19 protein-coding genes are annotated in these 20,379 nt (G+C 38.5%); 12 read left to right on the top strand and 7 right to left on the bottom strand.

From position 1 onward, the window contains the following. Nucleotides 1–320: 320 nt before the first annotated feature. Nucleotides 321–1,463: a TlpA disulfide reductase family protein gene (locus OQX63_RS20095; RefSeq protein ID WP_265852595.1), complete on the top strand. Its 1,143-nt coding sequence runs from the start codon at nt 321–323 to the stop codon at nt 1,461–1,463. Between the two features lie 118 nt (nt 1,464–1,581). Here the strand turns inward: OQX63_RS20095 and purD are convergent, their stop codons facing one another. From purD to dcd, 5 genes are all read right to left on the bottom strand, one after another. Continuing rightward, nucleotides 1,582–2,853 (bottom strand): phosphoribosylamine--glycine ligase, encoded by a 1,272-nt coding sequence (gene purD / locus OQX63_RS20090; protein ID WP_265852594.1) that lies wholly within the window; start codon nt 2,851–2,853, stop codon nt 1,582–1,584. Between the two features lie 103 nt (nt 2,854–2,956). Further along, on the bottom strand, nt 2,957–3,832 hold the full coding sequence (locus OQX63_RS20085) for an SDR family oxidoreductase (RefSeq protein WP_265852652.1): 876 nt from the start codon (nt 3,830–3,832) through the stop codon (nt 2,957–2,959). 103 nt (nt 3,833–3,935) lie between these two features. Then, nucleotides 3,936–4,697 (bottom strand): enoyl-CoA hydratase/isomerase family protein, encoded by a 762-nt coding sequence (locus OQX63_RS20080; protein ID WP_265852593.1) that lies wholly within the window; start codon nt 4,695–4,697, stop codon nt 3,936–3,938. Between the two features lie 97 nt (nt 4,698–4,794). Continuing rightward, a complete protein-coding gene (locus OQX63_RS20075) occupies nt 4,795–7,485 on the bottom strand; it encodes a carboxypeptidase-like regulatory domain-containing protein (RefSeq protein ID WP_265852592.1) in 2,691 nt (896 codons plus the stop codon). Nucleotides 7,486–8,740: 1,255 nt separating this feature from the next. Continuing rightward, nucleotides 8,741–9,277, bottom strand: a complete 537-nt coding sequence (dcd, locus tag OQX63_RS20070) for a dCTP deaminase (RefSeq protein WP_265852591.1) — start codon at nt 9,275–9,277, stop codon at nt 8,741–8,743. A gap of 72 nt (nt 9,278–9,349) precedes the next feature. On the opposite strand from dcd, the gene OQX63_RS20065 reads away from it, so the two are divergent. From OQX63_RS20065 to OQX63_RS23420, 5 genes are all read left to right on the top strand, one after another. Further along, nucleotides 9,350–9,997 carry a 4'-phosphopantetheinyl transferase family protein gene (locus OQX63_RS20065; protein WP_265852590.1) on the top strand — a complete coding sequence of 216 codons (648 nt, stop codon included), beginning with the start codon at nt 9,350–9,352 and terminating at the stop codon, nt 9,995–9,997. An 11-nt stretch (nt 9,998–10,008) separates the two neighbouring features. After that, nucleotides 10,009–10,740: a lipoyl(octanoyl) transferase LipB gene (gene lipB / locus OQX63_RS20060; protein ID WP_265852589.1), complete on the top strand. Its 732-nt coding sequence runs from the start codon at nt 10,009–10,011 to the stop codon at nt 10,738–10,740. 40 nt (nt 10,741–10,780) lie between these two features. Beyond that, complete coding sequence (locus OQX63_RS20055) at nt 10,781–11,506, top strand: SGNH/GDSL hydrolase family protein (protein WP_265852588.1); 726 nt, start codon at nt 10,781–10,783, stop codon at nt 11,504–11,506. A gap of 85 nt (nt 11,507–11,591) precedes the next feature. Continuing rightward, the gene (locus tag OQX63_RS20050) at nt 11,592–12,098 is read left to right on the top strand and encodes a DUF5684 domain-containing protein (RefSeq protein WP_265852587.1); all 507 of its coding nucleotides are present in this window, start codon (nt 11,592–11,594) and stop codon (nt 12,096–12,098) included. A 6-nt stretch (nt 12,099–12,104) separates the two neighbouring features. After that, nucleotides 12,105–12,431, top strand: coding sequence for a DUF2752 domain-containing protein (locus OQX63_RS23420; protein WP_265852586.1), 327 nt, complete (start codon nt 12,105–12,107; stop codon nt 12,429–12,431). On the opposite strand, the gene OQX63_RS20040 is transcribed toward OQX63_RS23420, so the two are convergent. Continuing rightward, nucleotides 12,428–13,171: an RDD family protein gene (locus tag OQX63_RS20040; RefSeq protein ID WP_265852585.1), complete on the bottom strand. Its 744-nt coding sequence runs from the start codon at nt 13,169–13,171 to the stop codon at nt 12,428–12,430. The genes OQX63_RS23420 and OQX63_RS20040 overlap by 4 nt on opposite strands. Before the next feature lie 198 nt (nt 13,172–13,369). Between OQX63_RS20040 and OQX63_RS20035 the strand changes: the two genes are divergently transcribed. From OQX63_RS20035 to OQX63_RS20010, 6 genes are all read left to right on the top strand, one after another. Continuing rightward, the gene (locus OQX63_RS20035) at nt 13,370–14,335 is read left to right on the top strand and encodes a stage II sporulation protein M (protein ID WP_265852584.1); all 966 of its coding nucleotides are present in this window, start codon (nt 13,370–13,372) and stop codon (nt 14,333–14,335) included. Beyond that, entirely contained in the window at nt 14,319–15,203 is an 885-nt protein-coding gene (locus OQX63_RS20030) for a hypothetical protein (RefSeq protein ID WP_265852583.1), read from the top strand. Before OQX63_RS20035 ends, OQX63_RS20030 begins: the two co-directional genes overlap by 17 nt. A 1-nt stretch (nt 15,204) precedes the next feature. Next, nucleotides 15,205–15,933, top strand: a complete 729-nt coding sequence (locus tag OQX63_RS20025) for a DUF4129 domain-containing protein (protein ID WP_265852582.1) — start codon at nt 15,205–15,207, stop codon at nt 15,931–15,933. After that, complete coding sequence (locus OQX63_RS20020; RefSeq protein ID WP_265852581.1) at nt 15,930–17,120, top strand: DUF4350 domain-containing protein; 1,191 nt, start codon at nt 15,930–15,932, stop codon at nt 17,118–17,120. The genes OQX63_RS20025 and OQX63_RS20020 overlap by 4 nt, the downstream gene beginning before the upstream one ends. Then, nucleotides 17,101–18,078 carry an AAA family ATPase gene (locus OQX63_RS20015; RefSeq protein WP_265852580.1) on the top strand — a complete coding sequence of 326 codons (978 nt, stop codon included), beginning with the start codon at nt 17,101–17,103 and terminating at the stop codon, nt 18,076–18,078. Before OQX63_RS20020 ends, OQX63_RS20015 begins: the two co-directional genes overlap by 20 nt. Before the next feature lie 87 nt (nt 18,079–18,165). After that, on the top strand, nt 18,166–19,512 hold the full coding sequence (locus OQX63_RS20010) for a DUF58 domain-containing protein (RefSeq protein ID WP_265852579.1): 1,347 nt from the start codon (nt 18,166–18,168) through the stop codon (nt 19,510–19,512). Nucleotides 19,513–19,598: 86 nt separating this feature from the next. Here OQX63_RS20010 and OQX63_RS20005 read toward each other — a convergent pair whose 3' ends face one another. Next, nucleotides 19,599–20,159 (bottom strand): transposase, encoded by a 561-nt coding sequence (locus tag OQX63_RS20005; RefSeq protein ID WP_265852578.1) that lies wholly within the window; start codon nt 20,157–20,159, stop codon nt 19,599–19,601. Nucleotides 20,160–20,379 lie beyond the last annotated feature (220 nt).

The raw sequence follows: 20,379 nt of genomic DNA, 5'->3' as shown, positions 1-20,379 counted from the left end.
GGCAGATAAGAAACATATTGATCAACAAAAAAGTAAATTCCTATTATTGCAATTAAGGTTACTGCAAATCCTAAAAAGGTTGAAAAAACATGAATTTTTGGAGGATCGGAGAATCAAAAACGCAGCCAGTATAAAATATTAAGCTGGCAATCGATAAAATAGGGACTAGATGATTACAAACAGTCTACCATAATTTTACACAGCTATTTACGTTTTAGCGATACAGATTTCTATATTTGAATAGGAATAAACGAACCTCATAAAAACATCATGATTTTCAAAATTACAAATCATGATCACTAATGAAAAAATTAATACAGATGAAAAAAATATTATTAGCAATGGCTTTGTTGCCATTTGCAGCATTGGCGCAAAAGCCATTTACAGTTAATGGCAATATAAAAGGCCTAAAAACCGGGGATAAGGTTTACCTTATTTATCAAACAGACGGTAAAAGCATTACCGATTCTGCAATGGTAGCAAATGGTGCTTTTGTTTTTAAGGGAACACTAGCCAGTCCTGCGCAGGGGAGTCTCTTCTTAAACAAAAACCCTTACGTAAACCGTCCTGCACAAGGTGAAAAATTAGATGCTTTATCACTTTATGTAGAGCCGGGAAGTATAAAACTCGCTGCTGCAGATTCTTTAAAGAATGCAACAATTACGGGTTCTACTGTTAATGATGATGCAAAGAAATTAAGAACATTAACCAAACCGGTAGCAGACAAACTTGCTGCAATTAATGCAGAATATGCAGGTTATACCGCTGAGCAAAAACAAGATAAGGCCGTTATGGAGGCTTTAAGCAAACGTTATGAAAAAGAAGCTGCCGCAATGCCTCCGTTGTTATTACAGTTTGCCAGCAGCAACCCAAAATCTTTTGTGAGCTTAAGTTCTATAAACCAGTTAGCTTCAGATCCAGATCAGGCAGCCGCAGCTCAAAAAGCTTTTGAAGCACTGTCACCTGAACTTAAGGCAACTTACACCGGCAAAAAAATTGCTCAAATATTTGACGCTGAAAAGAAAACAGCGATAGGTGTAATGGCCATGGACTTTACACAGAATGACCCGGAAGGCAAACCTGTTAAATTATCTGATTTTAAAGGAAAGTATGTGCTGGTAGATTTCTGGGCTTCATGGTGTGGCCCATGTCGCCAGGAAAACCCAAATGTAGTAGTAGCCTACAACAAATTTAAAGATAAGGGCTTTACTGTTTTAGGTGTTTCTTTAGACCGTCCGGGTAAAAAAGATGCCTGGTTAAAAGCAATCGCTGATGACAAATTAACATGGACACATGTTTCTGATTTGAAGTTTTGGGATAACGAGGTTGCGCAGCTATATGGTATCCGCTCAATTCCAGCCAATTTCTTAATTGATCCAACAGGTAAAATTATTGCTAAAGGCTTAAGAGAACAAGCTTTACAAGATAAACTTCAAGAATTATTAGGAAGTAAATCAAAATAAAAAATCCGCATTAAAAGAGAAAGTCCCAGCTAAAAACTGGGACTTTCTCTTTTTAATAGCAAAATATTAACCTCAATTTAGTTAATATTTATTCCTATATTTTTCAACTTATCTTCTTTTAAATCAAATCGAACCCGATATCTTCCCTGAAATATTTGCCATCGAAATAAATCCTGCCTGCATCAGCAGTTGCTGATTGTAAAGCAGTAAATAAATCTTTTTGTAAACTGGTAATGGCAATTACCCTGCCTCCATTTGTTTTCACTACATCATTTTCTAACAATGTACCCGCATGGAATGCATTAGAATGACGTAGGTTTTCGATTCCAGTAATGGTTTTACCTTTCAGGTAATCGCCTGGATAACCACCGGCAACAATCATTACAGTAGCTGCAGTTTGTTCAGAGATAACCAGATTAACCTGGTTTAATTGTTTATTAGCCGTAGCTAAAAACAGTTCTACCAAGTCGTTTTCCACTCTAGGTATCACACTTTCCGTTTCTGGATCGCCCATGCGCGCATTGTATTCGATTACAAATGGCTCTTCCCCTACTTTAATCAGTCCGAAAAAGATAAAACCTGTATAGTCGATATGATCTTTCTTTAAACCGTTAACGGTTGGTTTAATGATGCGCTCTTCTACTTTAGCCAAAAATTCTGGTGTAGCAAAAGGAACTGGAGAAACCGAGCCCATACCACCAGTATTTAAACCGGTATCGCCCTGGCCAATCCTTTTATAATCTTTAGCAGAAGGTAGTGTAATATAATTTTCACCATCAGTTAAAATAAACACCGAAAGTTCTATACCACTTAAAAACTCTTCAATGACTACCGTTGCCCCAGCTGTACCAAATTTACCACCAAGCATCTGTTTTAATTCTTCCTGAGCTTCGATGGTTTCGGTACAGATTAATACCCCTTTACCTGCTGCCAAACCATCGGCCTTTAAAACAACGGGTAAAGCATGGTTTTGAAGATAAGCCAGACCATCTTCCAAAGTTTCTGTTGTGAAAGATTTTGAAGCTGCGGTAGGAATACCATGGCGTTCCATAAACTGTTTAGAGAAATCTTTACTTCCTTCTAAAATAGCGCCTTCTTTTTTAGGTCCGATAACGGGAATGTGCGCAATGGTCTGATCGGCAAGGAAAAAATCATGAATACCATTTACCAAAGGCTCTTCAGGCCCTACTACAACAAGTCCGATGTTTTCAGTAAGCACTACTTTTTTTATGGCATCAAAATCGTTTACATTGATGTTGATATTTGTACCATAAGCCCCTGTACCACCGTTACCTGGAGCAATAATTAGTTTATCGCAGTACGAAGACTGGCTCATTTTCCAAGCGAATGCGCTTTCTCTGCCGCCTGAACCTAAAAGTAAGATATTCATATCGGCAAAGATAATTAAAAATGTAAGATGGAAAAGGTAAGATGGATGATGTACCTATTGATCGCCTTCATTTCCCGTCTTACATTCCAACCTACATGTTCGCTCACTTCGCGCTTCGCGTCATTTGCTCAAGCATATCCCACATTTCGTTCGGGATTGCTTCCAAACCGTTCATCTGGCCTGCACCCTGCAACCATTCGCCGCCATCAATGGTAATTACTTCGCCATTAATGTAGCCCGAAAAATCGCTTACCAGAAATGCAGCTAAATTGGCGAGTTCCTGGTGATCGCCAACTCTTTTTAGCGGAACACGGTTTTTAAAATCGAATTTTTTAGCTAAATCTCCCGGTAAAAGACGCTCCCATGCGCCTTTAGTCGGAAATGGACCCGGAGCAATTGCATTGGTACGAATACCATATTTCCCCCATTCTACGGCCAAAGATCTTGTTAATGCTAAAACACCACCTTTTGCACAGGCCGATGGCACAACATAGGCCGAGCCTGTAAAAGCATATGTAGTAACAATATTTAAAACTGTTGCCGCCTGTTTTTCCTTAATCCAATGTTTACCAAAGGTAAGTGTACAGTTAACCGTTCCTTTTAGAACGATATCGATAATGGACGAAAAGGCATTGGCTGATAATCGTTCAGTAGGTGAGATAAAATTACCTGCGGCATTGTTCAATAATACATCCACAGCGCCAAACCGCTCTAACGTTTTCGCCAGTACGTTTTCTACCTGTTCAATTTCCCGTACATCGCAGGCCACCGCCAACACTTTGCCGCCGGTTTTTTCTTCCATTTCATCGGCAGTTTTTTGTAATACATCCTGCTTGCGGCTGGTAATAACTAAATTAGCGCCTAACTTCAAAAAATAAACACCCATCGCTTTCCCAAGTCCTGTTCCTCCACCTGTAATTACAATGGTTTTTCCTTTTAAAGCATCTTCTCTGAGCATTGGTGAGTTATAATTGAACATCATATTTGGTTAACTGGTTAATTGTTGAAATCGGTTAATTGTTGAAACTGGCTAAACGTTCATAGCCATTGCGGATTGTGAACTGCCAACTAAAAATCATTAATTACTTCCGCTGCAGATTAGCTAAAATGGTTTTTAAAATATGGCGCGTTGCAGGCGACCACCATTGTGCCAACATTTTTTCTAAAGTAGCAGATTGGTCAGCAGATACCGCAGCAATTAGCGCTTCGCGAATATTTACTTTGCTTTGCGACCATGTATTGCTTTCGAGTTCCATGTATTTTTTAATCTTGCGTTCGGCTGCTGTTAACAAACTCTCGTTTTTGACCAATTCATCTACCAAACCAATTTTTAGCGCCTCTTCAGGATTATACAATTTACCTGAGAGCAAACTGCGGGTGGCTTCGGCTTTACCGATCCAAAAAGCATATAACTGAAAAATACTATTGGGTACGATAATACCTACCGGAACTTCATTTAAGCCGATAATATATTGCCCTTCTGCCATTACACGGTAATCGCAGGCTAAGGCCATTACGCAACCACCTGCCGGGCTATGCCCGCTAATTGCTGCAACCATCGGTTTTTTGAATGAAACCATATTGGCTGTAAAATCTAAAAACAACTGCCAGAAAGATTTAGCCTCTTCTTCGTTATAGTTATAAAGTTCAACCAAATCCAATCCAGCAGAAAAGAATGGTGCTGTTCCGGTTAATATTACACCACCAATATTATCATCGGCAGTAATATTTTTAAGCATATCGTTTAGCTCGGTAATCAACTCCCGGTTTAAGGCATTTGACTTACCTCTATCTAATGTGATGGTTGCCAGTCGATCTTTAACACTTACTTTTATTGTATTCATATTTAAATAGTATCAAGATTTAAGAATCTAGTATCATGACATATATACCGCAGCATAAACTATGCATGCATACTAATTCAAATTTATCTATTTTTATCTATTTAACATCATAAGTATAAACTTTTCTGGCCAAATGCCCTGCAGCGTCTATTCCTTCTATTACCATGCGGTATGTGCCGGGCTCATCTGCATTATAAAATTCGAATTGTGCCTTTCCATCTTTATCTGTAACAACCTGTGGGTTCCAATAAATGGTTGTTCTTAAATCGGACCTGTTGCCAGGGCTAGCGGTATCGTATTTTGGTGAATAAAATTCTCTTGAAACCGTAAATCCTTTAGGATTAAATGTTACAATTCCCGGCGCATATCTATCTACACTTCTACCACCATCGCCACGTTTAGTGGTAATAATAATTAAACCTCCACCTCCTCGTGAGCCATAGATGGCAGTATTACCAATACTTTTTAGCAACTCGATAGATTCTACATCCATAGGTGTAACATTATCCAGGAAATCGGCCTCCATTTGCATGCCATCAACAATAATACCCATAGGCGTATCTTGACTACGCATCAGGTATGGTACATTCCCCCTAAATATTACGCCTGGTAAACGCCCCTGCAAACATTGTGATAAGGTAACACAAGTGGACAACTGGTCGGCTGTCATAATAAAATCAGCCCTACCAGCTCCGTTCAGGTTTGATGAATTTTTAGCCGGATTTTTCTTTTCTGTAATGGTCACCTCATCAAGTTTAATGGTTCGCTCCAGCAAGCCCAAACGGGTCATCTCATTAAAATAGTTATCACTTTCTTTAATGTACTTCATTAAAGAATTGTTTACATTGATATCAACATCGGCCCCATTTTTATTCTTGGTCACAATCTGCCCGGGAACAACATCAAGATTAATGTCTACAAATTTCCGTTCCGTTTTAGTTCTTGCCTGAACTACAAACTTGGTACTGTCGCCAAAACTTAAATTATCGAACACAAATTTCCCTTCGGCGTTGGTTACCGTATCCAAAATATACATGGTTCCTTTGGTGGCCATTAACATTACTTTACCACCAGGTACAGGCTTATTGCCTTTCATCACCGTTCCGCTAATGCTAATAGACTGCTCGGGCTTATAGGTAATATTCGGACCAACATTATTGATAATATTCTTCCAAAGAAATCTTCTCCAGCCCTGGGTAAGCATCAGGTTATCAAGGTCTTTTTGTGTTTGAAGATCATCTTTCAAGAAATAATGGTTGGGCTGCTCTACGTACCCCGTTAGATCAGAAGTAAGTAATAGTGAAGTAAGAATATTGGATTCATTGTTTTCATCGGGAGCAATTTTTGAGGCATTGGTAACTGCTACCGAAAAACTACCTAAAACGGGTTTATTATCATTATTTGCATTGAAACTAAAAGCCGCTTTTCCTCTTTTTGAAGCTGATACAGCAGATGAATTAAGCGATACATCAATCAATTCTGACTTGTTATTTATAAAGGCCAAACGTTCGGCTAAAGGCTGATTGCTGCTTGAAAACAAAGTAAACTGAACAATGCCTGCTGGCAGGTTCTTTTTCGGAATATTGGCCACCAGCACTTGTTTATCCATTTTGGCTTTGGAGCCATAATATACATTGCCGCCTTGCTGGGCAACAACCTTTAGTTCGGCTCCATTTGTAAGGTCGGCACTGGCCATAATTTTAACCACTACTTTACCAGTATCTAAAGCGTTTACAGAAAGTGCGTAACCACTTTTAACTGCTACCGGAAGTTTAATCGTCTTTTCGGATCCATCTTTGAATTTAACTTTTGCCGAATATGATCTACCTGCCTGACTATTAAACACGAAACTTCCCATACCCAGGTAATTGGTAGAAAAAGTGGTCACTTCATTTCCCGCTTCATCTATAATGCTTCCTTGCACATCCTCACCCCGGCCGTTGGAGCCTACCGCTTTGATAGCTAATTTTTGTGGAAGCTCCTCAACAAGGGTACCTCCTTCTGGCATAAACTGCACATCTACATCATTAGAGGTTGAGGTAATCGGTATAGATTTGATCACCTTTTGTTTATTATCGAGTGTTATGGTGGCCATAATTTTTCCAGATTTATTTTGAAAGGGCTGATTATTGGTGAAATTAATCACGGCATCGCCTGTTAAACTGGTTTTAACTTTCCCTTTGCTAACCGAGCGATAATCTAACTGCACATCATAACTTACTTCATTCTGGCTATAAGCAACACCATTTTTATCTTCAAAATGAATGGTTGCCACAACTTTATCTGCATTGTTCTCTTTGGCAAAATTGTAAGCGGTTTTTGTAAAAACTTTGTTGGCCCAGCTATTTCCGATCTTAATGGTTTTATCGTAAAAGAATTCAGTACCGAAATTACGCATGTAATTGGTATAGGCCCTGATTCTATAATTACCCTCAGCAAGTGAATCGGTTAGCTTAAAATCGCCCCATGTAATTCCACCCATAATAGGTAATTTAACTTGTTTCTTTAGCGAATCTTTTTCATTGATCAACTCTACATATAGGATTTTGCTGATGCCAGAAGGTGCCGAAGTTTTGGTATTCACCACATAGGCCTTGAACCAAATATCATCTCCAATGGCATAATAAGGCTTATCTAAATGAAGGTGGACTTTTTCCTGGGGATATTTACTGGTATAATCATCAAGTTTCTGTAGGATCTGACTAAATGGATCATCATCCATTTTAAATGCGCCAAAAACAATAAGCAGAGATAGAAAACTAATTGCGAGAGTAATTTTAAGTTTCATGTGGTTGGGGTACAAATAAATACGTGTCAAGGTACAAAACCTAAGGCATACTTTTATGAAGTAAGCATGAAATTTAGCTAGACTTCTAAGTTTTTAGTTAGTCATGCTAAAAATGCTTTCTTCATAAAAAGGCAGCGCTACGGGTTTAATTGCGAGCGCCGTTTATCTCCTTAAAATTTTTATATATCAATTCGGAATGAGCACACTGAACATTTGGCGGCCTCAGCCCAGCTTTCATTTTACTCCGCTGCGCTCCATGTGCACTTTAATCGGGTTTAGGAACAAAGGTTTATGTACCCGCAACCCTACAAATGAAATACCGCATTAGCCAACTAGCCCCGGTTACAGCGATACCCTGCAGCAACGAGGAACGAGGAAGCGAAGCGTATAAGCGGAAAACGGGAAGAAACTTTATGTTTTGTATTGGCCCTGCGCTCCCTTTAATAGAAATGTTTATTTTTTTTAGAAAATGAGCATATAGTGGTCCTTTGCAACTTTAGTCCCGCTTTCGCTTATAGTCCTCGCTGCGCTCCGGGCTATTCCGCTTAATCGGGTTTAGGAACAAAGGTTTGTGCCTGGAGAACTGACCATCAATCATAAACCCGACAGCAGCGGCGGCTCAAGATTCTTCTATCGGGACCATAGCGAATGGCGGGGCTACAGACCGCCACAGCACACTGGCTTTCATTTCCAAAAACAAAAAACATTTCTTTAGTTAGGTGATTTGGAAATGAGGGGTTCCGAGCATTTGGCAGCATCAGCCCCGCTTTACGCTTTACTTCGTTACACTCCGTGTTCGCTTTAATCGGGTTTAGGAACAAAGGTTTGTGCCAGGAGAACTGACCATCAATCATAAACCCGACAGCAGCGGCGGCCCCCCGATTCTTCTATCGGGACCACAGCGAATGGCGGGGCTACAGACCGCCACAGCGCACCGGCTTTCATTTTCAAAAACAAAAAACATTTCTTTAGTTAGGTGATTTGGAAATGAGGGGTTCCGAGCGTTTGGCAGCATCAGCCCCGCTTTACGCTTTACTTCGTTGCACTCCGTGTTCGCTTTAATCGGGTTTAGGAACGATGTTTTGTACCCTGAGAACAGACTGTCAATCATAAACCCGACAGCAGCGACGGCCCCCGATCTTCTATCGGGACCACAGCGAATGGGGGTCTACACACCGCTTCAGCGCACCGACTTTCATTTCTAAAAAAAGAGAAAACGCATTGACTGTCGCCCACCAACAGATTAAAAAATTTATTAAAACTTATTCTTCCACATCATGCTTTCTACCGGCCTGGTGGTTTTATTGTTGTACTTTGCGTTACCTTTTGTATTGTACATTGTTTCTATTTTACCCTCAACAGCAAAATAAATCAATTGGCCAATAGGCATGCCGGCATAAATTTTTACAGGCTGCGCTACTGATATTTCCAAGGTCCAGGTATTACAGAAACCAACATCGCCTTTACCAGCCGTGGCATGGATATCGATACCCAAGCGCCCCGTGCTGCTTTTTCCTTCTAAAAAAGGTACATGCCCATGTGTTTCGGTATATTCTACGGTAACACCAAGGTAAAGCGTACCTGGATGAAGTACATAACCATCTTTAGGAATTTCGAAATGTTCAATTTCGTTATGCGCCTTCGAATCAAGTACGCGGCTTTTATAAGTAGCCAGATATTTACCTAAATGAACATCATACGAGTTGGTTCCTAAACATTCGCGTTTAAAAGGCTCAATGATGATTGTTCCCTTCTCCATTTCTTCCAATATCCTGCTATCAGATAATATCATTTTTTGTACGTATTTTTGGCCTAAATTATCATTTATTTAAGATAATTTTGCATGTAATCTCCAATTTAATCAATGCCAATAATTTACCACAAAAATATTGATCAGCATTCTGTTTTAGCCATTTGGAAAATTGAGGAAACGGAAGAAGAGTTGTTGGCCGGACTGCAGCTTAAGCAGCACGAACATGATATTATTTCATCGTTAAACAGTGGCAAAAGGCTATTGCACTGGTTAAGCACAAGGTTGCTGTTGAGAACCATGCTAAATACAACCGAGTATATCGACTGCCAGTTTGATGAACATGGGAAACCTTACCTGGTTAATTCCGATTATCATATTTCATTAAGCCATTCTTATGATTATGCTGCTGTAATGATTAGCAAAGATCACCCGGTTGGTGTTGATATTGAACTCATCAAGCACAAAATAAAAAGCATTAAACACAAGTTTTTAAGTGATTTAGAGCTTGCCCAAAAACAGATTGGCGATAATACCGATGGCTTATACGTAGCCTGGTGTGCCAAAGAGGCTGTTTATAAGTGGCATGGAAAAAAAGGATTGGAATTTAAGCAGCATATCCATATTAAACCCTTTAAGCTAAAAAACGAAGGCTCATTAAATGCATTGGTAGAACTGCCATCGGGTACCCGGGAGTTGACCATTAATTACTTTAAAACAAAAGACGGTTACATGTTGGGCTATGTAGCCGGCAATTCTTAATATACATGGAGATGAACGAGACAGCGGATAAAGCAATTGCTAAGGACTTTAAGCCAACTATTTTTACAGACTGGGGCTTAACAGACTACCAGGAAGCCTGGGATAAACAGGAAGATCTGCTCAATAAAACTGTAGCCATTAAAACAGAGAACCGGGTTAATAACACGAATAAGCCTACGCCAAACCATCTTATATTTTGCGAGCATCCGCACGTTTATACGCTAGGCAAAAGCGGGCATCCCGAAAATTTATTATTGGATGAGCAGGGATTACAAGATAAACAAGCCACCTACTATAAAATAAACCGCGGTGGTGATATTACTTATCATGGGCCAGGGCAGATTGTAGGCTACCCCATCCTTGATCTTGATAATTTTTTTACCGATATCCATTTATATCTACGCACCCTGGAAGAAGCCGTTATCCTTACCTTAAAGGATTATGGGATAGAAGCAGGACGTTATCCGGGTTTTACCGGAGTTTGGCTGGATGCCGACAATGAAAAGGCACGTAAAATATGTGCCATGGGCGTACGCTGCAGTCGCTGGGTTACCATGCATGGCTTTGCCTTTAATGTAAATGTAGATTTGGATTATTTCAAAAATATTGTTCCATGCGGCATTGATGATAAAGCGGTAACCTCTTTAGCACAGGAATTAGGCTATCAGCCAGACATGCAGGAAGTTAAAGATAAACTGAAAAACCACATTGCAGAATTGTTTCAAATGAAGCTGGTTGAGTAAACGATAAAACCAGGCTTGAAGCTACTTCGTAGATCAAGTTATGAAGATTTTATTAAGCGCCATTTTATTTTCTTTCTTAACTTCGGGCTGTACAAAACAAGCCCCCATGATTAACGAGCCAGCAACCAATCCAGCTACAATTCCTTCAAAAGAAACTGGAAATTTCACTTATTTAGCCCTTGGCGATTCTTACACCATTGGCGAATCGGTTAAGCAAGCCGAATCTTTTCCTTATCAGCTTCAAGGTTTATTAAAAGCTCAAAACATCACCGTAGCCAATCCTAAAATTATTGCCACTACAGGCTGGACAACCGACGAGCTTCAGGCGGCCATCAAAAGGGAAAATTTAAACGGCACTTTCAGTTTTGTTACGCTTTTAATTGGTGTAAATAATCAATATAGGGGTTACCCTTTAAGCACCTATAAAAAGGAATTCTCAGAATTGTTACAAACGGCAATTGCTTATGCAGGCGGCAATAAATCTAGGGTTTTTGTGGTTTCCATACCCGATTGGGGCGCTACTCCTTTCGGCAAAAACTCAGGAAGAAACACGCAAACTGTTGCCACTGAAATTGATAGTTTTAACGCGGCAAACCAGGAAATAACGCTGGCAGCAGGCGTGAGCTATACCAATATCACACCTGCATCAAGAAATGCAGCAACCGACCTATCGCTGGTAGCAGACGATGGACTACACCCCAGTGCCAAAATGTATGCCGGATGGGCTACCTCTTTATCAACAAAGTTAGCTGCGGTGTTGAAATAATAAATGCTCATTTATTCCATTTTTGAATAAAAAAAATTACTTTAGTTCGACAATTTAAATTAATCACCTTTAAAAACAGTAATTTATGAATGAGTATGAATCAAGCGGAGTAGCCGCGGGCATTGGAGGAGGTATTGCAATCGTATATCTTGCAATAATCGTAATAATGATTGTAGGCATGTGGAAAGTGTTCGAAAAAGCGGGCAAACCAGGCTGGGCAGCTATTATTCCTATCTACAATTTAATTATTTTATTAGAAATTGTTGGTAAACCAATGATCTGGATTTTATGGCTGATCATTCCTTGTGTTAACATTGTGTTTGCAATCTGGCTTTACAATTTAGTAAGCAAAAGCTTTGGCAAATCAGAAGGTTTTACCGTTGGTATGGTTATTTTCCCTTACATCTTCTGGCCAATTTTAGGTTTTGGAGATGCTAAATACTTAGGACCATCAGCAGCAGAAGCACAAAATGGTGGGTTTGGAAATAATCCTTTTAATAATCCAAACAACCCATTCAATAGCCCAAACAATCCTTTCAACAAACCAACTGATAATCAAAACAATCCTAATGATACTCCACCAGTAGTATAATTTAGAATGTTTATCATATTTATATTTTGCAGCTTAATCAACCTGGTTGATTGGCTGCAAAATCATTTAATCCCATGCCCCTTTAAATCCTTAACAGGTATCGACTGTCCGGGTTGTGGCTTTCAAAGATCTTTTATCGCGCTTATTCAAGGCGATTTATCAAAAAGCTGGTCGCTTTACCCTCCTACCATTCCCCTGCTGTTTTTATTTATCACAGCTAGTCTATTGTATAAATTTCAGTTTAAACAGCGTTCCTTTATCTTTAAAATATTGGTTATCGTTGTTGGTAATTTTGTAATGATCTGCTATTTACAAAAAATGTTTTTTAGCTAAACATTTATATTAGCCGTAAGGTGATTATAATCCTTTAATACCGTTTCTAAAAACTGTAATTCGTTCATTCCTGCTGGAATGTTTACCAAAATATGGGTTTTAGTTTTAGCCGCCATGGCATAAATTAAATCGGCATTACCTGTTTGATAATAACTGGTTAACACTTCATGAATAAGTTCTATATCCCGATCATTTAAATGAAGAACTTCCTTAAACAGCGGCTCATATTCTTCAGGCAGATTAAAACTAAATGCAACATTGGCTAATTCTGTGCGAGGTTTAGTTTTAATTAAGGTTGTTTTGGCCAATAAATCTCCCAAACGCTGGTGGTTTTTAGTTATCGCTACCGATACCAGTGCAACAACGCCCCAGCCAAAAGGAAAGCCAAAATCAATCATCCGGAATAACCATCTAAAAATATACTGCCCGAAGGTTGGCTGTGTACCATCAATACTGATCACCTTGATCTTTAGCACCTTTTTTCCAAAAGTTTGTCCATCCATAGTGATTTCGCAAACCAGATCATAAAAAACAAAAACAGCCAGGAAAATAAATAAAATAACTATCGCAGCACTTCCAGACATTGCCATTTGAGCAGCTCCCATAATTACCATGGTAATTACAGCGAGCATTATAAATCCGGCCAAGTCGATACACCTTGCGGCGATACGTTCTCCAAGGCCGGCAATTTCGTAATCAATATCAATATTCTGAGCCGTGCTAATTCTGATGCTATCCATATTATTCAAACATAATTTTTTTAAAGATAATAGCTATAGTTAAATCTTTATTTATTTGAAAATAAAGATTTATTATATTTTTCGATTTAGCTGTTTCATATATATTTCTTTTCATGAATTAAAACATCTGGGAATAATTCGGGTTTTATTTCCATGAAAATTTAACTATTTTAACCCAAGATTTGGTAACGCCTTTAAATGAGAGAAGCACTATTTGTTAAACAGAATTCGAAAAAGTGGCAGCATTACGATTCCATGCAACAGGCAAGTCCCGATGACGTGGCCAATCAGTTTATTGAGATCACCAATGATCTGGCATACTCGAAAACGTTTTATCCAAATTCGAAAACAACTGAATATCTTAACGGCTTAGCTTCCAAATTACACCAAACAGTTTACAAAAACAAAAAGGAAAAATCGAACCGCTTTATTCATTTCTGGCAAACTGAACTCCCTTTAATATTGTTGCAACAAAGAAAACAAGTATTTTATGCCCTGGCATTTTTTTTGGTTTCTTGTGCCATTGGTGCATTATCTGCTAAATATGACGATACTTTTGTCCGTTTGATTATGGGCGACGCCTATGTAAATATGACAAACGAAAATATTGCAAAAGGTGATCCTTTTGGGGTTTACAAGCAAAGCAATGAATTTATGATGTTTTTGCAGATTGGCTCCAATAACATCTTCGTTGCTTTGTATACTTTTGTTTTAGGTATCTTATTTTCATTTGGTTCTATTGTTTCGTTATTCAGGAACGGGATTATGCTCGGTTCTTTCCAATATTTCTTTTTTAGCAAAGGCCTGGGCTTTCAATCGGTTCTGGTGATCTGGATTCACGGAACGTTGGAAATATCGGCAATTGTTTTAGCGGGTGCAGCGGGTTTAGTTTTGGGCAATAGCCTTTTATTCCCTAAAACTTATACCCGAATGGCCTCTGTATTAAAAGGCGCAAAAGATGGATTAAAAATTGTAATAGGTCTGATCCCGATTTTTATTGTGGCCGCATTTTTCGAAAGCTTTGTTACCCGACATACTGAAATGCCCTTATGGCTGAGCGCGCTGATATTATTATCTTCTGCAGCTTTTATTATCTGGTATGTATTTATTTACCCCATTAAAATCTACAATAACAAGCAACACTCACATGCCAGGGAAAATTGAATTTAAGAAAAGAAGAGATTTCGGACAGGTAATCAATGATACCTTTACTTTTGTGCGCCAAAATATTAAGCCGCTAATCAAAATATATTTTACATTCTGTGGCTTATTTGTACTGGCCAGTATGTTAACCATGTTAATGCAACAATATAAAATGGTTAATATTATCAATACCATCGGTAATGGTAAAAACAGCAATGGATTAGGCTTCTCTGCGTTATATGGATTAGAATATTTTCTTTCTATTTTGTTTTCTTTGGCCTCTTATACGAGCATGAGTGTTGCCATCCTCTCTTATATAGCTATTTACGTAAAAAAAGGCAACCAAACACCTACAACAGATGAGGTATGGGGATACTTTAAACATTATTTCTTCCGGATTTTTGGCAGCTCTATTCTACTGATTATCATGTTACTTATCGCTTTTATGTTTTGCCTTCTGCCCGGTTTCTGGTTATTCCCCTATGTAGCCATGATCTATCCCATAATGGTTATTGAAAATGGTTCTTTTGGCTATTCTTTTAGTAGAAGTTTCAATATTATAAAAGATAATTTCTGGATTACCTTTGGCACGCTGATCGTGGTATGGATTATTGTTTACGCCTGCATGAGCATGATCATTCTGCCTACCAGCCTGTTTAATATGATTGGTATGTTTACCCATAAAAGCCCACACATGTCATTAACGCTCACCATGATTACAACGGTTTTGCAATCGTTGTGCCAGGTGTTTACCATTATTCCCATCATTACCATTTCATTAGCTTATTTTAGTTTGGTTGAACAAAAAGAAAGCACGGGTTTAATGGAAAGGATTTCTAATTTTGGCGATATCGAAAAACCTATTGATACCAGACCTGAAGAATATTAAAATGCAGCGCGCACTATTCCGATATCTTCTTGCTTCACTTTTGTTTTTTATTCCGGTAATCAGCAAAGCACAGCATGTTAAGCCTAAACCTATTATTAAGGAAATCAGGATTGACAGTGCTAAAATTACCCCATTAAAATTCGATAAAGATTCCATCAGCACCTATAAAGAGCAAAAAGAATTTCAATATGATGAAATTGGCGAGCAGCAATTGTCGTGGTGGGATAAATTCTGGATGTGGTTTTGGCGTTTAATCAGCTCATTAATTCAGGGGGCAACCTCTAATTTAATTTCGAGGTATATTTTTATCGGACTAGGCGTAGCGCTTATTTTGTTTATCGTAATCAAAACCATCGGGGCTGAGAATATATTCAGGAAAAAATCGAAAGCAACAATCCTTCCATACGATGTGATTACCGAAAACATCCATGAAATCGATTATGAACAAGAACTGCAAAGATTGGTTGCGGAAAGAAAATTCCGCCTGGCGGTTAGGCTTTTATATTTAAGGGCATTAAAAAAACTGAGTGATGCCGAAATCATCCATTGGCAGCCTGATAAAACCAATTACAATTATTTAATGGAAATCGATAAACCGGAACTCAGAAATGATTTTGGTAAGCTTACCCTGCAGTTCGATTACATCTGGTACGGCGATTTCCCCATTGATGAAGGAAAATTTGAACCTATTAACCAATCGTTTAACCAGTTTAACAGCCAGATTAAATGAAAGGTTATAAAATATATCTGACAATTGGGGCTATACTAATTATTCTTTATTTGGTTGCCCAGTACAACAAACCCACCCCAACCAACTGGGCCCCCACCTATGCAGTAAAGGATAAAATCCCATATGGAACATATATTTTGTACCATCGGATAAAGGACATTTTACCGGAGGCAAAGATAAAACAATCTAAAACGGCTATTTACAATACTTTAAAGGATAAAAATTTTAACAAAGCAGCATATTTAATCGTTGCCCAACAAGCAGAAATCAGCAAAACAGACTTTGATCAGCTGGTTAAATTCATGCAGACCGGTAATGATGTTTTTATTGCCAGTTACGAGCTGGGAAAAATAGAAAAAAGCCTTAAACTACAATCGCTTAGCACCATGTCTGCCGAAGGGAGCACGCTGAATTTCACTAACCCAAGTTTGAAAACTGAGGCAAACTATGGTTTTGAAAGGGGGATTGGCAGTCAATATTACAACAAACTTGATACCAGTAAGGCTACTGTACTCGGCGTAAACGGAGACGGGAAGCCCAACTTTGTCCGTTACAGCTATGGCAAAGGAAATCTATACTTAATTGCCGAGCCAGGTTTTTACACTAATTTCAATCTGCTGGATAAGTATGGTGCAGAATATGCCGCTAAAACCTTAAGTTATTTACATGGTACTCGGCAGGTCATTTTCGACGAGTATTTTTCTGCACAAAAAACCACCACTACTGATATGCTCAGGGTATTCTTTAAACATCCTGAACTGAAATATGCTTATTATCTGGCCATATTCAGCTTAATCATTTTTGTGTTATACGATATGAAGCGCAGGCAAAGAATTATCCCAATTGCTGATCCGCTTACCAATTCTTCATTGGCATTTGTCCATGTAGTGGGCAGTGTTTATTACCACGAACGCAACAACATCGATATCGCCTTAAAAAAGATCAACTATTTTTTGGAATATTTAAGAACAAGATATTACCTAAAAACCAACGATATTGACGGCAACTTTGCCCAGTTACTCATGGAAAAAACAGGCATTAACGAAGCGCTGGCCAAAACGCTTACCAATCACTTTATGCAAACGCCAACCATGAACACCTTAAGTGATACCCAATTGATTTATTTAAACGCAAGTATAGAACAGTTTTATAAAAATACGCAAAGCAATGGAACAAGAACAGTTTAACCCACGTACCGACTTAAGCGCTTTAAATGAGGCGGTAAATCAGATCAGAAATGTACTTGGAAATATCATTATCGGCCAAAAACAGGTTATTGATTTCTTAATTGTTGGTTTGCTAGCCGATGGACACATCTTAATTGAGGGCGTACCTGGAGTAGCTAAAACGCTTAGTGCGAAACTGCTAGCCAAATCGATAGCGGCGCAATTTTCGAGGGTGCAGTTTACGCCAGATTTAATGCCTTCTGATGTTTTGGGAACCCCAATATTTAATACCAAAACTGGAGATTTTGAATTTAGAAAAGGTCCGATTTTCGGAAATATTATTTTGGTTGACGAGATTAACCGTGCGCCTGCCAAAACCCAATCTGCACTTTTCGAAGTGATGGAAGAACGCCAGGTAACTATTGACGGGCAAACCTACATCATGGGCGAGCCTTTTATGGTATTGGCCACTCAAAACCCGATTGAGCAGGAAGGCACATACCGCTTACCTGAAGCACAATTAGACAGGTTTTTATTTAAAATAGAGGTTAAATATCCTTCATTAGAAGAAGAAACCGCAATTTTAATGGCACAACATAGCCTGGTTAATAAAACATTGTTGAGCGATGTAAAACCGGTATTATCCATCCAACAGATACTAGAAGCCAGGGCTGTTATCCGTAATTTATTTGTGGAACCGAAATTATTGGAATTTATTGCCAAAATTGTAAGTGAAACCCGCAACAACCCATCGCTATACTTAGGAGCATCGCCCAGGGCATCACTAGCCATTGTACACAGTGCAAAAGCTTTTGCTGCTATCCAAGGGCGCGATTTTATTACACCGGATGATATCATTGCCGTCGCAAGCCCCGTATTGGCACATAGGGTTTTGTTATCACCTGAAAAAGAAATGGAAGGATTAACCACAAGCGATATCATCTATCAGATTATTAAAAAAATAGAAGTACCGAGGTAGGTCAGTTAACAGTTGCCAATTTTCAGTTTGCAATTTGTAATACAGTTAACCAGTTCCAACAATTTAGCAATTAAACAATCTATACAATTGAAAAAAATCTTTCAGCAGTATTACAGCAACCTATTCCTGACCGATCGTTTATTCACGGCCTTAGGATGCTGCATTCTACTTTTTTTGTTAAAGTTCTTTTTTCCTTGGCTAGCCGATATCCCCGAAATTGCAACAGGTGCTGTTATCCTTTTATTTTTTATCGATATTTTTATCCTATACCGAAATAATATTGGCATTGAAGCCAGAAGATTAACTTCTAAACGTTTAAGTAATGGTGATGAAAACCCGATACAGATCGAAATAAAAAATTATTATGGTTTCGGGGTAAACGCAAGGGTAATTGACGAAATACCTTTTCAGTTTCAGATTCGTGATAAAGATTTTAAGCTCCATTTAAAACCTGCAGAAATAAAATCGATCTACTACAACCTGCGCCCAACAAAGCGTGGTGAATATGATTTCGGATTCATTAGAACATACATTAGCTCGCCTTTGGGTTTAATCAGTCGCCGGTACAATTTTGATGGCGCCAAACTTCTACCTGTTTATCCATCATTTATCAATCTTGGCCAATACGAATTAATGGCTGCTTCACGCTATTTAACTGAATTTGGGATTAAAAAGATCAGAAAGATTGGACAAAGCAGTGAATTTGACCAGATTAAAAATTATGTCGGGGGCGACGATATCCGTACCATTAACTGGAAAGCCACTGCAAGAAAAGGCAGCTTAATGGTGAACACCTATATAGATGAGAAATCACAGCATATTTATTGTATCATTGATAAATCGAGGGTAATGCGCATGCCTTTTGAAGGATTGAGCTTACTTGATTATGCCATAAATGCTACCGTTGCGCTTTCAAAAGTAGCCATGCTTAAAGAAGATAAAGCCGGATTGATTACCCTATCCGAAACGATCGGATCGATAGTACCGGCCGACCGTAAAACTTCGCAGCTGGGCAGCATTATGAACGTGCTTTACAAAGAAAAAACACGCTATCTGGAAAGTAATCTTGAGGCCCTGTACACTACAGTCCGTTCTGTTGTAAAACAACGCGGTCTTTTGGTTTTCTTTACCAATTTTGAGAGTTTATCGGCGCTCCAACGTCAGTTGCCATATTTAAAAAGAATTGCTAAATACCACTTACTGTTGGTTGTGTTTTTCGAAAATACCGAACTAAAAGAATTAAGTACAGAACCTGCTAAAGATGTGGAGGGCATTTATCATAAAACCATTGCTGAAAAGTTTATCTACGAGAAAAAACTAATGGTTAAAGAATTGAACAAACATGGTATTCTGGCTATTCTTACACCACCACAAAAGCTTACCGTAAATGTCATTAATCAATATTTGGCACTAAAAGCACAACAGCGGATTTAGTTTAGAGCGTGGAGCAGCAAGCTTGGAGTCACGTTGAATCGACTCAAAACGCCTTATCGTCGGTCTGTGTCACCACAGACCGAAATTTATAAAAGATTCCTATAATCGGTTAAAAATCCAAAATTATCTATACCTGTTTCATAAAATCTGGCAGATGAATAATCATAATCTTCAGGTTTTTCGCATAACTGCCATTTTTCCTGTAATGGATTGTGATGGATGTAATCTATTTTCTGTTCAAGTTTATGTTGCGTATCCATAAGAATGGCTAATGGATCCCGTTGCCATAGACGAAAATTTCTTTCTACATCGGTTACCTTAAAATCTGATATTATTTCTGGATGGTGATGTTTCATGTCCTGAAAAATTTGATGAGAAGTAAATTTATTAAAGCTTGCATAAGGCATCTCTTTCCCATTTACCTCAACCATTTTCCAAACCAAGTGTAGGTGATTTGGCATAATCACAAACGCATAAACCTCAATATTTTTTCTCTTAATTAATTCTTCTAAGCTATCAATAACAATGCGTTTATACTTTTCGGAAGAAAACACTTGCTTCCAATCTTTCACCGTATCTGTCCAAAAATAAACTTCACCCAAAAGCATTTTTGAATTACGATCTTGTCTAAAGATTTCGTTTTCCATAAATAAAAATAGAAAATTAACCTTAATTTATTCACTCAGGCCATACGCCTACTCTTGGTTTTTGTCCACAAAGAGTAACAACCGATAACTACTAAAAATTGAAATCTGTTAAATTGAAGATTTGTTCGGTCTGTGGGGACACAGACCGAGGGAATGGCGGATTTAGTTTCGAGGGTGGACTAATGAGCTTGGAGTCACGTTCAATCGACTCAAAACTCCA

Source organism: Pedobacter sp. PF22-3, from assembly GCF_026239555.1.
In the GTDB taxonomy this organism is placed as follows: Bacteria; Bacteroidota; Bacteroidia; order Sphingobacteriales; family Sphingobacteriaceae; genus Pedobacter.
This window is presented reverse-complemented; position numbering and strand designations above follow the sequence as displayed.

Bases quoted from the DNA above. Each gene is read 5' to 3' on its own strand.
- OQX63_RS20080 (WP_265852593.1), bottom strand. From the start codon at position 4,697: ATGAATACAATAAAAGTAAGTGTTAAAGATCGACTGGCAACCATCACA.
- OQX63_RS20005 (WP_265852578.1), bottom strand. From the start codon at position 20,159: ATGGAAAACGAAATCTTTAGACAAGATCGTAATTCAAAAATGCTTTTG.
- OQX63_RS20050 (WP_265852587.1), top strand. From the start codon at position 11,592: ATGAATGAGTATGAATCAAGCGGAGTAGCCGCGGGCATTGGAGGAGGT.
- OQX63_RS20035 (WP_265852584.1), top strand. From the start codon at position 13,370: ATGAGAGAAGCACTATTTGTTAAACAGAATTCGAAAAAGTGGCAGCAT.
- OQX63_RS20020 (WP_265852581.1), top strand. From the start codon at position 15,930: ATGAAAGGTTATAAAATATATCTGACAATTGGGGCTATACTAATTATT.
- OQX63_RS20065 (WP_265852590.1), top strand. From the start codon at position 9,350: ATGCCAATAATTTACCACAAAAATATTGATCAGCATTCTGTTTTAGCC.
- OQX63_RS20025 (WP_265852582.1), top strand. From the start codon at position 15,205: ATGCAGCGCGCACTATTCCGATATCTTCTTGCTTCACTTTTGTTTTTT.
- OQX63_RS20040 (WP_265852585.1), bottom strand. From the start codon at position 13,171: ATGGATAGCATCAGAATTAGCACGGCTCAGAATATTGATATTGATTAC.
- OQX63_RS20085 (WP_265852652.1), bottom strand. From the start codon at position 3,832: ATGTTCAATTATAACTCACCAATGCTCAGAGAAGATGCTTTAAAAGGA.
- OQX63_RS20015 (WP_265852580.1), top strand. From the start codon at position 17,101: ATGGAACAAGAACAGTTTAACCCACGTACCGACTTAAGCGCTTTAAAT.
- OQX63_RS20030 (WP_265852583.1), top strand. From the start codon at position 14,319: ATGCCAGGGAAAATTGAATTTAAGAAAAGAAGAGATTTCGGACAGGTA.
- purD (WP_265852594.1), bottom strand. From the start codon at position 2,853: ATGAATATCTTACTTTTAGGTTCAGGCGGCAGAGAAAGCGCATTCGCT.
- OQX63_RS20075 (WP_265852592.1), bottom strand. From the start codon at position 7,485: ATGAAACTTAAAATTACTCTCGCAATTAGTTTTCTATCTCTGCTTATT.
- OQX63_RS20095 (WP_265852595.1), top strand. From the start codon at position 321: ATGAAAAAAATATTATTAGCAATGGCTTTGTTGCCATTTGCAGCATTG.
- dcd (WP_265852591.1), bottom strand. From the start codon at position 9,277: ATGATATTATCTGATAGCAGGATATTGGAAGAAATGGAGAAGGGAACA.
- OQX63_RS23420 (WP_265852586.1), top strand. From the start codon at position 12,105: ATGTTTATCATATTTATATTTTGCAGCTTAATCAACCTGGTTGATTGG.
- lipB (WP_265852589.1), top strand. From the start codon at position 10,009: ATGAACGAGACAGCGGATAAAGCAATTGCTAAGGACTTTAAGCCAACT.
- OQX63_RS20055 (WP_265852588.1), top strand. From the start codon at position 10,781: ATGAAGATTTTATTAAGCGCCATTTTATTTTCTTTCTTAACTTCGGGC.